The sequence below is a fragment of the Streptomyces taklimakanensis genome (assembly GCF_009709575.1).
GTDB lineage: Bacteria > Actinomycetota > Actinomycetes > Streptomycetales > Streptomycetaceae > Streptomyces > Streptomyces taklimakanensis.
Genome location: NZ_WIXO01000001.1, coordinates 3,536,866 through 3,549,805, shown reverse-complemented (window position 1 = coordinate 3,549,805; position 12,940 = coordinate 3,536,866). Strand labels below are relative to the sequence as shown.

The window sequence follows — 12,940 nt, the reverse complement described above, 5'->3', positions numbered from 1 at the left end:
AGTCTTCTCTCGGTTCTCGATGGGGAAGCGACTACCAGCGGTAGTGCGCGAAGGCCTTGTTGGACTCGGCCATCTTGTGGGTGTCCTCGCGCTTCTTCACGGCGGCGCCGAGGCCGTTGGAGGCATCGAGCAGCTCGTTCATCAGACGCTCGGTCATGGTCTTCTCGCGGCGCGCGCGGGCGTAGCCCACGATCCAACGCAGCGCGAGAGTGGAGGAACGGCCGGGGCGGACCTCGACCGGAACCTGGTAGGTGGCGCCACCGACACGGCGGGAGCGGACCTCGAGGGTCGGCTTCACGTTCTCGAGCGCGCGCTTGAGCGTGATGACCGGGTCGTTGCCGGTCTTCTCACGCAGGCCCTCCATGGCGCCGTACACGATGCGCTCGGCGGTGGAGCGCTTGCCGTGCAGCAGCACCTTGTTGATGAGGGAGGTCACCAGAGGAGAGCCGTAGACCGGGTCGATGATGACCGGTCGCTTCGGGGCGGGGCCCTTACGAGGCATGCTTACTTCTCCTTCTTGGCGCCGTAGCGGCTGCGAGCCTGCTTGCGGTTCTTGACGCCCTGGGTGTCGAGGGATCCGCGGATGATCTTGTAGCGAACACCCGGCAGGTCCTTCACACGGCCACCACGCACGAGCACGATGGAGTGCTCCTGCAGGTTGTGACCCTCACCCGGAATGTAAGCGGTGACCTCGATGCCGCTGGTCAGACGCACACGCGCGACCTTACGCAGGGCCGAGTTCGGCTTCTTGGGGGTGGTGGTGAAGACGCGCGTGCAGACGCCGCGGCGCTGGGGCGAACCCTCGAGTGCGGGCGTCTTGTTCTTCTCGACCTTGTCCTGTCGGCCCTTGCGGACCAACTGCTGGATCGTAGGCACCGTTTCTCCGGTTTCTGTGTGCCAGTCTCGGTACAACTAACCCGGGCCACTCGCCGACCCACGCGGTCGGGCGTGTCGAAGGCTGCACACTCCCGTCAGCACGGGGCCCTCTGGGTGAGAAGCATGCAGATTTCGGTGTCCCCCTCATCGCTCCCGCGCGACGTCGGCGCGTATGAGAGCGCAGGGGATACCCCAGGCACAAGGTCAGAGCGTACCTACCGCATCGGCTCCGGTCAAAACAAATGCCCATGCCACCGTAGTGGGCGGAAAGGGGGAGTGGAAGTACGCCCGGACCGCTTCGTCCAGGCCCGAAACCGCTTCCGGCCCGCTCCCCGACCCGGCCCCCGGACCCGCCCTCCGGACCTTGCTCGCGGTCCGATTCGATCCGGTTCGGTCAGGTTCGTTCCGGCCCGGTCCGGTTACGCGCCGCCGGTCCCGAGCATCACCAACGCGACCACGGCCAGGGCGCCGAGCCCGATCGTCAGCCAGCCCAGGACGATCCCGGCCATCGCCATGCCGTCCCCCTTCTCCCCCGTCCGCCGGATCTCCGCCCGGGCCTTGTGGCCCAGGATCACGGCGGGAACGGCGGTGAGCCCGTAGAACGGGATGAGGACGCCGCAGATCAGCGCCCCGACGGCCGAGTTGTTGGTCCGAGGAGGCGGCGGCAGGAAGGTGCGGGGCACCGCCACGGCCTGGTAGGGCTGCGGATACTGCTGCGGCGAGGGCGGGGGCACCGCCATCGGCCCCTGCGGCAGGTCGGCCACGAGGGCGTGGAGTTCACCGTACGTCTGCGCCTGGTGCGCCCGTCCCATCCGCTGCTCGTACTCGGCGTGGCCCAGCCGCCCCTCGGCGTACCCGGCCTTGAGCACGTCGATCGTGCGCTCCCGGTCCGCGTTGGACGCCCGCATCATCGGCATCTGGGCCGCCTGGGGAGGCTGCGGAACCGACGGGACCGGCGGGACCGGCTGCGCTCCCTGCGGCACGGGCGGCCCCGAACGCGCCTTGCCCGGCACCGGATACCCCGGCGGCTGCTCTCCCTGCCACGATCCGAATCCCATCCAGGCCACCTCCCGGGACGCCTCCCGCCTTGGGCCCCATCATCCAGGACGCTCGAACCCGCCGGACGGTTCCCGTCCCACCGTCGATCCCCGTCCGCTCGCCCGTTCCTCCCGCGCGACGCACGGCACTTCACTAGAGTGTGACAGCTTCGTCACCCGGGGGAGTCACGATGGGCATCGAGAAGGTCCTGCAGGACGCGCACCGGTCGGAACGGTGGGACGGCGGCGAACTCCCCGGAGGGCTGCTCGGCGACCAAGTCCCCTTCCTCGCCCGCCTCGAACGCGAGGACCGCGGCGCCCTGCTCTCGCTCGGACACCCGATCCGGTACGGGCCGCGCTCCCCGCTGCTGCGCCAGGAGGAGCCGTCCACCCACGTGTTGTTCGTCCTCAGCGGCTGGACCAAGGTCACCCGTTCCGCCGCCAACGGATACGAGGCACTGCTCGCCCTGCGCGGCCCCGGTGACATCGTCGGCGAGTCCGCCGCGCTCGACGACCGTCCGCGTTCGGCGACCGTCACGGCGCTCGACGAGGTGCGCGCCGTCGCGGTGGAACGACAGCGCTTCACGGCCTACCTGGCCACGGCCCCACAGGTGGCGATGCGGCTGTTGTCCCTCACCACGGACCGGATGCGCGCCGGCGACCGGCGCCGCCTGGAGTTCGCCGCCCTGGGCGTGCGCGAACGGCTCGCGATCCTCCTGCTCGAACTCGCCCGCGCCCACGGCGAGCACGTCCCCGAGGGCGTCCGCCTCACCGTCGGGCTGTCCCAGCACGAACTGGCGGGCTCCGTCGGGGCGTCGCGGGAGGCGGTGGCCCGACTGCTGAAGGACCTGCGGCAGCGCGGGATCGTCCTGACCGGCCACCGCGGCCTGGTCGTCACCCGTCCCGAACAGCTCCGCCGCATGGTCCGCGGCGGCTGAGGTCCCGGCGGCCGGGCCCGCCACCGCGCTTCCCCGCCGCCACCCGTCCTCGAACCGTGCACACGGTCACACTCCGCCTGTGCCAACGGTCCTCCCGTCGCGCGCGGCACCGGGGCAGGGTGTCGTCACGACCGCGCGAGGCGACCCCGTGCGCGAACTCGTCGACCGACCGTCCCGCTCGTCGGCGGGACGCCTTCGAGGCCGCCCCGTCGAGGGAACCGTCCACACCGTCCCCGGAGGTCGGAGGCCGCCGGCCGCCGACCCCGGGCACCGAGGACGCGGAAGAACGGCTCCACGTCCGAGCCCCCGACCACCGGAGGAGACCCGCACCGTGACCACGGACCACCCGGCACCCGGCGCCGCCGACGGCGCTCGATCCCCCGCCGCCCGCCCACCGTCCGACACGGTCGGACATCAGACGGCCCTGCGCCTGCTCGCCGAACTCCGCGCCGAGGTCGCCCGCGCGGACGGCAAGGCGTCCGTGCTGGTCGGCGCGCAGAGCATGGCGGCCAGTGTGCTCATCGGCCTGCTCGCCGGCCGCGGCTGGCACCCCTCTGGACTGTCGGCGCCCTCGTCGGTGGTCTGGTGGGCGGGGGTCGCCTCGATGGGGACCTCCCTGGTCGCCCTCCTCTTCGCCGTCCTCCCCCGGTACAAGGCGAGCGACTGGCGTCCGGGGCGTCCCGTGACCTACTTCGGCGACATACGCCGCGCCGCCGACCAGGAGGAGTTGTCACGTGCGCTGGCGGACACCGAGCGAGCCCCCATGGCCGGTCTCGTCGACTCCCTGACGGAGAACAGCCGCATCGTCAGCAGCAAACACCGCTGGATGCGCGTCGGTCTCCTGCTGTTCTGCGCCGGGGCCGTCCTGACGCCCGGCGCCCTGCTCGTCGGCTGACGGCGGGAAGAACGTCACCGTCCACGCCCGCCCCGTGCGAAAGCCGCCGGGCGGCCACCCCGTGGGGTGGCCGCCCGGCGGCTTTCGCACGGGGCGGGGGCCTGTGTGCGGCCCCCGCCCCGGCACGACCTCAGCCGTTGTAGGGGCCGTAGTCGTAGTCCTCCAGCGGGACCGCCTGGCCGGAGCCGGTGCCGAAGGGCGAGTAGTCGATGTCGTCGTAACCGACGGCCGAGTACATCGCGGCCTTGGCCTCCTCGGTCGGCTCGACCCGGATGTTGCGGTACCGGGACAGACCCGTACCGGCCGGGATGAGCTTACCGATGATGACGTTCTCCTTGAGGCCGATCAGGGAGTCCGACTTGGCGTTGATCGCCGCGTCGGTCAGGACCCTGGTCGTCTCCTGGAAGGACGCCGCCGACAGCCAGGACTCCGTGGCCAGCGAGGCCTTGGTGATGCCCATCAGCTGCGGACGACCGGAGGCGGGCTGACCGCCCTCGGCCACCACCCGGCGGTTCTCGGCCTCGAACTTCGAGCGCTCCACCAGCTCGCCGGGCAGCAGCTCGGCGTCGCCGGACTCGATGATCGTCACCCGGCGCAGCATCTGCCGGATGATGATCTCGATGTGCTTGTCGTGGATCGACACGCCCTGCGAGTTGTAGACCTTCTGGACCTCGCCCACCAGGTGCACCTGCACCGCGCGCTGGCCGAGGATGCGCAGCACGTCGTGCGGGTTGGTGGCGCCGACGGTCAGCGGCTGGCCGACATCGACGTGGTCGCCCTCGGAGACCAGCAGACGGGCGCGCTTGGAGACGCCGTAGGAGGTCTCGTCGGAGCCGTCGTCCGGGGTGACGACGATCTTCTTGGTCTTCTCCGTCTCCTCGATCCGCACGCGGCCGGCGGCCTCGGAGATCGGGGCGACACCCTTGGGGGTGCGGGCCTCGAAGAGCTCGACGACACGCGGCAGACCCTGGGTGATGTCGTCACCGGCCACACCACCGGTGTGGAAGGTACGCATCGTCAGCTGGGTGCCGGGCTCACCGATGGACTGGGCGGCGATGATGCCGACGGCCTCGCCGATGTCCACCAGCTTGCCGGTCGCCAGGGAGCGGCCGTAGCACATGGCGCAGGTGCCGACGGCGGACTCGCAGGTGAGGACCGAGCGGGTCTTGACCGTCTCCACGCCGTGCCGCACCAGTTCGTCGATGAGCACGTCGCCCAGGTCGGTGCCGGCCGGGGCCAGTACCTTGCCGTCGACGACGACGTCCTCGGCGAGGCAGCGCGCGTACACGCTGGTCTCGACGTCCTCCGCCTTGCGCAGCACGCCGTCCGCGCCCTTGGAGGCGATCACGAGCTTGAGGCCGCGGTCGGTGCCGCAGTCCTCCTCGCGGATGATCACGTCCTGCGAGACGTCCACCAGACGACGGGTCAGGTAACCCGAGTCGGCGGTGCGCAGCGCGGTGTCCGCCAGACCCTTACGGGCACCGTGCGTGGAGATGAAGTACTCCAGCACGGACAGGCCCTCGCGGAAGGACGCCTTGATCGGACGCGGGATGGTCTCGTTCTTGGCGTTGGACACCAGACCGCGCATACCGGCGATCTGGCGCATCTGCATCATGTTCCCTCGGGCGCCCGAGTCGACCATCATGAAGATCGGGTTGGTCTTCGGGAAGTTCTCCGCCATGGCCTCGGCGACCTCGTTGGTCGCCTTGGTCCAGATGGCGATGAGCTCCTGGGACCGCTCGTCCTTCGTGATCAGGCCGCGCTCGTACTGCTTCTGGACCTTCTCGTCCTGCGCCTCGTAGTTCGCGATGATCTCCCTCTTGGCCTCGGGGACCACGACGTCGGAGATCGCGATGGTGACGCCGGAGCGGGTCGCCCAGTGGAAACCGGCCGACTTCAGGTTGTCCAGCGCCGCGGCGACGACGACCTTGGGGTAGCGCTCGGCGAGATCGTTGACGATCGCGGAGAGCTGCTTCTTGCCCACGGTGTAGTCGACGAACGGGTAGTCCTCGGGCAGCAGCTCGTTGAAGAGCGCGCGGCCCAGGGTGGTGCGCAGGCGGAACGGGTCGCCCGGCTGCCACTCCGGCTCGCCCTCCTCGGGAGCCGGCGGGGTCCAGCCGCGGGGCGGCACCGAGCCCACGGGGAAGCGGATGTCGATCTTCGCCTGGAGCGACAGCTCCCGGGCGTCGAACGACATGATCGCCTCGGCGACGGAGTTGAACGACCGGCCCTCGCCCTTGACCTCGCCCTCCACCTCGTCGGTGGTGAGGAAGAACAGACCGAGCACCATGTCCTGGGTCGGCATGGTGACCGGGCGGCCGTCCGCCGGCTTGAGGATGTTGTTCGAGGACAGCATCAGGATGCGGGCCTCGGCCTGGGCCTCCGCGGACAGCGGCAGGTGCACGGCCATCTGGTCACCGTCGAAGTCCGCGTTGAACGCGGTGCACACGAGCGGGTGGATCTGGATGGCCTTGCCCTCGACCAGCTGCGGCTCGAAGGCCTGGATGCCCAGCCGGTGCAGCGTCGGCGCACGGTTCAGCAGCACCGGGTGCTCGGCGATGACCTCTTCGAGCACGTCGTACACGACCGTGCGGCCGCGCTCGACCATGCGCTTGGCCGACTTGATGTTCTGCGCGTGGTTGAGGTCCACCAGGCGCTTCATCACGAACGGCTTGAACAGCTCCAGCGCCATGGCCTTGGGCAGGCCGCACTGGTGCAGCTTCAGCTGCGGGCCGACGACGATCACGGAACGGGCCGAGTAGTCGACGCGCTTGCCCAGCAGGTTCTGACGGAAGCGGCCCTGCTTGCCCTTGAGCATGTCGGAGAGCGACTTCAGCGGACGGTTGCCCGGACCCGTCACCGGCCGACCGCGGCGGCCGTTGTCGAACAGCGCGTCGACGGCCTCCTGGAGCATGCGCTTCTCGTTGTTGACGATGATCTCGGGCGCGCCGAGGTCGAGAAGCCGCTTCAGGCGGTTGTTGCGGTTGATGACGCGGCGGTACAGGTCGTTGAGGTCACTGGTGGCGAAGCGGCCACCGTCCAGCTGCACCATCGGACGCAGGTCCGGCGGGATGACCGGCACGCAGTCCAGCACCATGCCCTTGGGGCTGTTGCGGGTCTGGAGGAAGGCGGAGACGACCTTGAGGCGCTTGAGCGCACGGGTCTTCTTCTGGCCCTTGCCGGTCCGGATGATCTCGCGGAGCTTCTCGGCCTCTTCCTCCAGGTCGAAGGTCTCCAGGCGCTTCTGCAGCGCCGCGGCGCCCATCGAACCGTCGAAGTAGGTGCCGAAGCGGTCGCGCAGCTCGCGGTAGAGCAGCTCGTCGCCCTCCAGGTCCTGGACCTTGAGGTTCTTGAAGCGGTTCCAGACCTCGTCCAGGCGGTCGATCTCGCGCTGGGCACGGTCGCGGATCTGCCGCATCTCGCGCTCGGCGCCCTCGCGCACCTTGCGGCGGACGTCCGCCTTGGCGCCCTCGGCCTCCAGCTCGGCCAGGTCGGCCTCCTGCTTCTTGGCGCGGGCCTCCAGGTCGGCGTCACGACGCTGCTCGATCTGCTGACGCTCCACGGAGACGTGGGCCTCCAGGGAGGGCAGGTCGCGCTGGCGACGCTCCTCGTCCACCCACGTGATCATGTAGGCGGCGAAGTAGATGACCTTCTCCAGGTCCTTCGGGGCGAGGTCCAGCAGGTAGCCCAGCCGGGAGGGCACGCCCTTGAAGTACCAGATGTGGGTGACGGGGGCGGCCAACTCGATGTGGCCCATCCGCTCGCGGCGCACCTTGGCGCGGGTCACCTCGACGCCGCAGCGCTCGCAGATGATGCCCTTGAAGCGGACGCGCTTGTACTTGCCGCAGTAGCACTCCCAGTCCCGGGTCGGACCGAAGATCTTCTCGCAGAAGAGTCCGTCCTTCTCGGGCTTGAGGGTGCGGTAGTTGATGGTCTCCGGCTTCTTGACCTCGCCGTGGGACCACTGACGGATGTCGTCAGCGGTGGCCAGGCCGATTCGCAGCTCGTCGAAGAAGTTGACGTCGAGCACTCTCGTCAATCCCTCTCAGGGTTTGTGCCCCTCGTGTCGGCGGGACCGGGGGGCTCTGTGGTGGTCTGAACGGGGGTCGCGGGGAGGCCGGGGAGCCGCCCTTCCTCCTCACCGGGAGGGGTGCGGCGCCCCGGCCGGCCCGTCAGACCTCTTCGACGCTGCTCGGCTCGCGCCGGGACAGGTCGATGCCGAGCTCTTCCGCGGCGCGGAAGACGTCCTCGTCGGTGTCGCGCATCTCGATGGACATGCCGTCGCTGGACAGCACCTCCACGTTGAGGCACAGGGACTGCATCTCCTTGATGAGCACCTTGAAGGACTCGGGGATGCCGGGCTCGGGGATGTTCTCGCCCTTGACGATGGCCTCGTAGACCTTCACGCGGCCGGTGACGTCGTCGGACTTGATGGTCAGCAGCTCCTGGAGGGCGTACGCGGCGCCGTATGCCTCCAGCGCCCACACCTCCATCTCACCGAAGCGCTGACCACCGAACTGGGCCTTACCACCCAGCGGCTGCTGGGTGATCATCGAGTACGGACCGGTCGAGCGGGCGTGCAGCTTGTCGTCGACCAGGTGGTGGAGCTTGAGGATGTACATGTAGCCGACCGAGATCGGGTCCGGGAACGGCTCGCCGGAGCGGCCGTCGAAGAGCCGGGCCTTGCCGGAGGGCAGGACCAGCCGGTCCCCGTCGCGGTTGGGCAGGGTGGCCTCGAACAGACCGGCGATCTCGTCCTCGCGGGCACCGTCGAACACCGGGGTGGCGACGTTGGTGCGCGGGACGACGTCGTCGGCGCCGATCGCGGCCAGCCGCTTCTTCCACTCCTCCTCGATCCCCTCGACCTTCCAGCCCTGGGAGGCCAGCCAGCCGAGGTGGATCTCCAGGACCTGTCCCGGGTTCATTCGGGACGGGACGCCGAGCGGGTTGAGGATGACGTCGACCGGGGTGCCGTCCTCCATGAACGGCATGTCCTCGATCGGCAGGATCTTGGAGATGACGCCCTTGTTGCCGTGGCGGCCGGCGAGCTTGTCACCGTCGGTGATCTTGCGCTTCTGGGCCACGTAGACGCGGACGAGCTGGTTGACGCCCGGAGGCAGTTCGTCGCCCTCCTCGCGGTCGAAGACGCGGACGCCGATGACCTTGCCGGTCTCGCCGTGCGGCACCTTCAGCGAGGTGTCGCGGACCTCGCGGGCCTTCTCGCCGAAGATCGCGCGCAGCAGGCGCTCCTCCGGGGTCAGCTCCGTCTCGCCCTTCGGCGTGACCTTGCCGACCAGGATGTCGCCCGCCTCGACCTCGGCGCCGATGCGGATGATGCCGCGCTCGTCGAGGTCGGCCAGGACCTCCTCGGAGACGTTCGGGATGTCCCGGGTGATCTCCTCGGGGCCCAGCTTGGTGTCGCGGGCGTCGACCTCGTGCTCCTCGATGTGGATGGAGGAGAGGACGTCGTCCTGGACGAGGCGCTGCGACAGGATGATCGCGTCCTCGTAGTTGTGGCCCTCCCACGGCATGAACGCCACGAGCAGGTTCTTGCCGAGCGCCATCTCGCCCTCGTCGGTCGAGGGGCCGTCGGCGAGGACCTGGCCGGTGACCACGCGGTCACCCTCGTCCACGATCACCTTCTGGTTGAAGGAGGTGCCCTGGTTGGAGCGGAAGAACTTGGCGACCCGGTACGTGGTGTACGTGCCGTCGTCGTTGGCCACGGTGACGTAGTCGGCGGAGACCTCCTGGACCACGCCGTCCTTCTCGGCCTTGATCACGTCACCGGCGTCGACCGCGCAGCGGTACTCCATGCCGGTGCCGACCAGCGGGGCCTCGGCCCGGAGCAGCGGGACGGCCTGGCGCATCATGTTCGCGCCCATGAGCGCGCGGTTGGCGTCGTCGTGCTCCAGGAACGGGATCATGGCGGTCGCGACCGACACCATCTGGCGCGGCGAGACGTCCATGTAGTCGACCTCGTCGCCGGGGATGAGGTCGACCTCGCCGCCGCGGCGGCGGACCAGGACGCGGTCCTCGGCGAACCGCATGTCGTCACCGAGCGGCGCGTTGGCCTGGGCGATGACGTAGCGATCCTCCTCGTCGGCGGTCAGGTAGTGCACCTCGTCGGTGACCACGCCGTCGACGACCCTGCGGTACGGCGTCTCGATGAAACCGAACGCGTTGACCCGGCCGTAGGAGGCCAGCGAGCCGATCAGACCGATGTTCGGGCCTTCGGGGGTCTCGATCGGGCACATGCGGCCGTAGTGCGAGGGGTGCACGTCACGGACCTCGAAGCCGGCCCGCTCACGGGAGAGACCACCCGGACCGAGGGCGTTGAGACGACGCTTGTGGGTCAGCCCCGACAGCGGGTTCGTCTGGTCCATGAACTGGGAGAGCTGGCTGGTGCCGAAGAACTCCTTGATGGAGGCGACGACCGGCCGGATGTTGATCAGGGTCTGCGGCGTGATCGCCTCGACGTCCTGGGTGGTCATGCGCTCGCGGACGACGCGCTCCATGCGGGCCAGACCGGTGCGGACCTGGTTCTGGATCAGCTCGCCGACGCTGCGGATGCGGCGGTTGCCGAAGTGGTCGATGTCGTCGGTCTCGACCATGATCGTCTCGCCGTCGGAGGACACCGTCTCCGTCTCGCCGGCGTGCAGCTTCACCAGGTACTTGATCGTGGCGATGACGTCGGCGACCGTCAGCACGCCGGAGTCGAGCGGCTCGTTCCCGCCGAGCTTCCGGTTGATCTTGTACCGGCCGACCTTGGCCAGGTCGTAGCGCTTGGGGTTGAAGTAGAGGTTCTCCAGCAGCGTCTGCGCGGCCTCGCGGGTGGGCGGCTCGCCCGGACGCAGCTTGCGGTAGATGTCGAGCAGCGCGTCGTCCTGGCCCTGGGTGTGGTCCTTCTCCAGGGTGGCGCGCATCGACTCGTACTGGCCGAACTCCTCCAGGATCTGCTCGTTCGTCCAGCCGAGCGCCTTGAGGAGGACGGTGACCGACTGCTTGCGCTTGCGGTCGATGCGGACACCGACCATGTCGCGCTTGTCGATCTCCATCTCCAGCCAGGCGCCCCGGGACGGGATGATCTTGGCGGAGAAGATGTCCTTGTCGGACGTCTTGTCGATGGAGGAGTCGAAGTAGACACCCGGCGAGCGCACCAGCTGGGAGACCACGACACGCTCGGTGCCGTTGATGACGAAGGTGCCCTTGTTGGTCATGAGCGGGAAGTCGCCCATGAAGACCGTCTGGGACTTGATCTCACCGGTCTCGTTGTTGGTGAACTCGGCGGTGACGAACAGGGGCGCGGCGTAGGTGAAGTCGCGCTCCTTGCACTCGTCGATCGAGTTCTTCGGCGGCTCGAAGCGGTGGTCGCGGAAGGTCAGCGACATCGACCCCGAGAAGTCCTCGATCGGGGAGATCTCCTCGAAGATCTCCTCCAGACCGGACTTGGTGGGGACGTCCTCACCGCGCTCCAGCGCCGCCTCGACGCGAGCCTTCCAGGCGTCGTTGCCGAGCAGCCAGTCAAAGCTCTCGGTCTGCAACGCGAGGAGGTTCGGAACCTCGAGGGGCTCCTTGATCTTCGCAAAGGAGATGCGCAGCGGGGCGGTGCTGGCGCCGTTGTTCGAATGGGCGGTCGAGGCGTTGCGCGAGGCGGCCAAGAGGGGGTCCTTCCGAGGGCTCGGACTCACTACGCGCATACCGTGCCCCTGGTGACGGGCAGGGGGCAGTTAATAGGCAGCGCAAAGGGTCAGTGTAGCCACAAGGCCCACTGATGTCCAATGCTCATTCCGGAGACCGGCACGGGGTACCAATCTCTCCTTCCGGAAGGGGCGAACCCCTCGTTGTTCAACGCCTGCCGCAAGGTTTCCCACTTCGTCAGCGATCCATGCCTCGGATCGTGGATCGGCGTGACGACGCGTCCCGAGAATTGCGCGCTACGTGCGGTTCGTCAAGGCCCAACCCACCCCGGGGCCGGCCCGGGGAAGCGGTCGAACAGCGGTGATCACCATACCTTCCCCTCCTCGCCAGGCGATACGGCCATCGCGGAAACGACCGAAGGCGACCACCCGCATGGGTGATCGCCTTCGATGGGAGAGGAGTCAGCGGACTCCAAAAGTGACCGAAGTCACTCGGGTCACTTGACCTCGACGGAGGCGCCGGCGCCCTCGAGGGCCTCCTTGGCCTTGTCCGCGGCCTCCTTGTTGACCTTCTCCAGGACCGGCTTCGGGGTGCCGTCGACCAGGTCCTTGGCCTCCTTCAGGCCCAGGGAGGTCAGCTCGCGCACGACCTTGATGACCTGGATCTTCTTGTCACCGGCACCGGTGAGGACGACGTCGAACTCGTCCTTCTCCGGCTCGGCCTCGGCGGCACCACCGGCGGCGGCACCACCGGCGGCGGGGCCGGCGACGGCGACCGGGGCGGCGGCCTCGACGTCGAACTTCTCCTCGAAGGCCTTCACGAACTCGGAGAGCTCGATGAGGGTCATCTCGCTGAACTGCTCGAGCAGCTCGTCCTGGCTGAGCTTCGCCATGATGGCGGTCCTTCCACTAAGTCGGCTGGTGCCGGGGGATTCATGTCGGCGGGCGTACAGGGGCCCGCTGCGACCGAGTGCGCCTGGAGCGGGTTACTCGGCCTCGGCGGGAGCCGGCGTACCGGCACCGCCCTGCTCCTGCTTGGCGCGAAGGGCGTCCGCGGTGCGGACGAACTTCGACAGCGGGGCCTGGAAGGTCGCCGCGGCCTTCGCCATGGACGCCTTCATGCCACCGGCCAGCTTGGCGAGCAGCACCTCGCGGGACTCGAGGTCCGCGAGCTTCTTGATCTCGTCGGCGTTGAGCGCCTTGCCCTCGAGGACACCGCCCTTGATGACGAGCTGGGGGTTGTCCTTGGCGAAGTCACGCAGGCTCTTCGCCGCCTCGACCGGGTCACCGGTCACGAAGGCGACGGCGGTGGAGCCGACGAAGAAGTCGTCGAGCTCGGTGACCCCGGCCTCGTTGGCCGCGATCTTGGTCAGCGTGTTCTTCGCCACACGGTACTGAGCGTTCTCACCGAGAGAACGGCGCAGGTCCTTGAGCTGTGCGACGCTGAGACCGGTGTACGCGGTCACAACGGCGGCGTTGGAGTTCTCGAACTTCTCCTTGATCTCCGCGACAGCTTCGACCTTGTCGGGACTCGCCATGAGCCTCGGCCCTCCTTTC

Annotated in this window: 9 protein-coding genes; 2 read left to right on the top strand and 7 right to left on the bottom strand. The window is 68.8% G+C overall.

Going from position 1 to position 12,940, the window contains the following annotated elements; translation table 11 throughout:
• Positions 1-31: 31 nt before the first annotated feature.
• The 3 genes from rpsG to F0L17_RS15745 form a co-directional block, all read right to left on the bottom strand.
• Entirely contained in the window at positions 32-502 is a 471-nt protein-coding gene (gene rpsG, locus F0L17_RS15755) for a 30S ribosomal protein S7 (RefSeq protein ID WP_093660564.1), read from the bottom strand.
• A 2-nt stretch (positions 503-504) separates the two neighbouring features.
• On the bottom strand, positions 505-876 hold the full coding sequence (gene rpsL, locus F0L17_RS15750; protein ID WP_003948652.1) for a 30S ribosomal protein S12: 372 nt from the start codon (positions 874-876) through the stop codon (positions 505-507).
• Between the two features lie 419 nt (positions 877-1,295).
• On the bottom strand, positions 1,296-1,934 hold the full coding sequence (locus tag F0L17_RS15745; RefSeq protein WP_420802419.1) for a DUF1707 and DUF4190 domain-containing protein: 639 nt from the start codon (positions 1,932-1,934) through the stop codon (positions 1,296-1,298).
• A 170-nt stretch (positions 1,935-2,104) separates the two neighbouring features.
• On the opposite strand from F0L17_RS15745, the gene F0L17_RS15740 reads away from it, so the two are divergent.
• Positions 2,105-2,851 (top strand): Crp/Fnr family transcriptional regulator, encoded by a 747-nt coding sequence (locus F0L17_RS15740; RefSeq protein WP_155071571.1) that lies wholly within the window; start codon positions 2,105-2,107, stop codon positions 2,849-2,851.
• A 331-nt stretch (positions 2,852-3,182) separates the two neighbouring features.
• On the top strand, positions 3,183-3,746 hold the full coding sequence (locus F0L17_RS15735) for a Pycsar system effector family protein (RefSeq protein ID WP_338018100.1): 564 nt from the start codon (positions 3,183-3,185) through the stop codon (positions 3,744-3,746).
• 130 nt (positions 3,747-3,876) lie between these two features.
• Here the strand turns inward: F0L17_RS15735 and F0L17_RS15730 are convergent, their stop codons facing one another.
• From F0L17_RS15730 to rplJ, 4 genes are all read right to left on the bottom strand, one after another.
• On the bottom strand, positions 3,877-7,776 hold the full coding sequence (locus tag F0L17_RS15730) for a DNA-directed RNA polymerase subunit beta' (protein ID WP_162466260.1): 3,900 nt from the start codon (positions 7,774-7,776) through the stop codon (positions 3,877-3,879).
• Between the two features lie 142 nt (positions 7,777-7,918).
• On the bottom strand, positions 7,919-11,404 hold the full coding sequence (rpoB, locus tag F0L17_RS15725) for a DNA-directed RNA polymerase subunit beta (protein ID WP_155071569.1): 3,486 nt from the start codon (positions 11,402-11,404) through the stop codon (positions 7,919-7,921).
• A gap of 476 nt (positions 11,405-11,880) precedes the next feature.
• On the bottom strand, positions 11,881-12,276 hold the full coding sequence (gene rplL / locus F0L17_RS15720; protein WP_155071568.1) for a 50S ribosomal protein L7/L12: 396 nt from the start codon (positions 12,274-12,276) through the stop codon (positions 11,881-11,883).
• Between the two features lie 93 nt (positions 12,277-12,369).
• On the bottom strand, positions 12,370-12,921 hold the full coding sequence (rplJ, locus tag F0L17_RS15715; RefSeq protein ID WP_155071567.1) for a 50S ribosomal protein L10: 552 nt from the start codon (positions 12,919-12,921) through the stop codon (positions 12,370-12,372).
• Between the last annotated feature and the right edge of the window lie 19 nt (positions 12,922-12,940).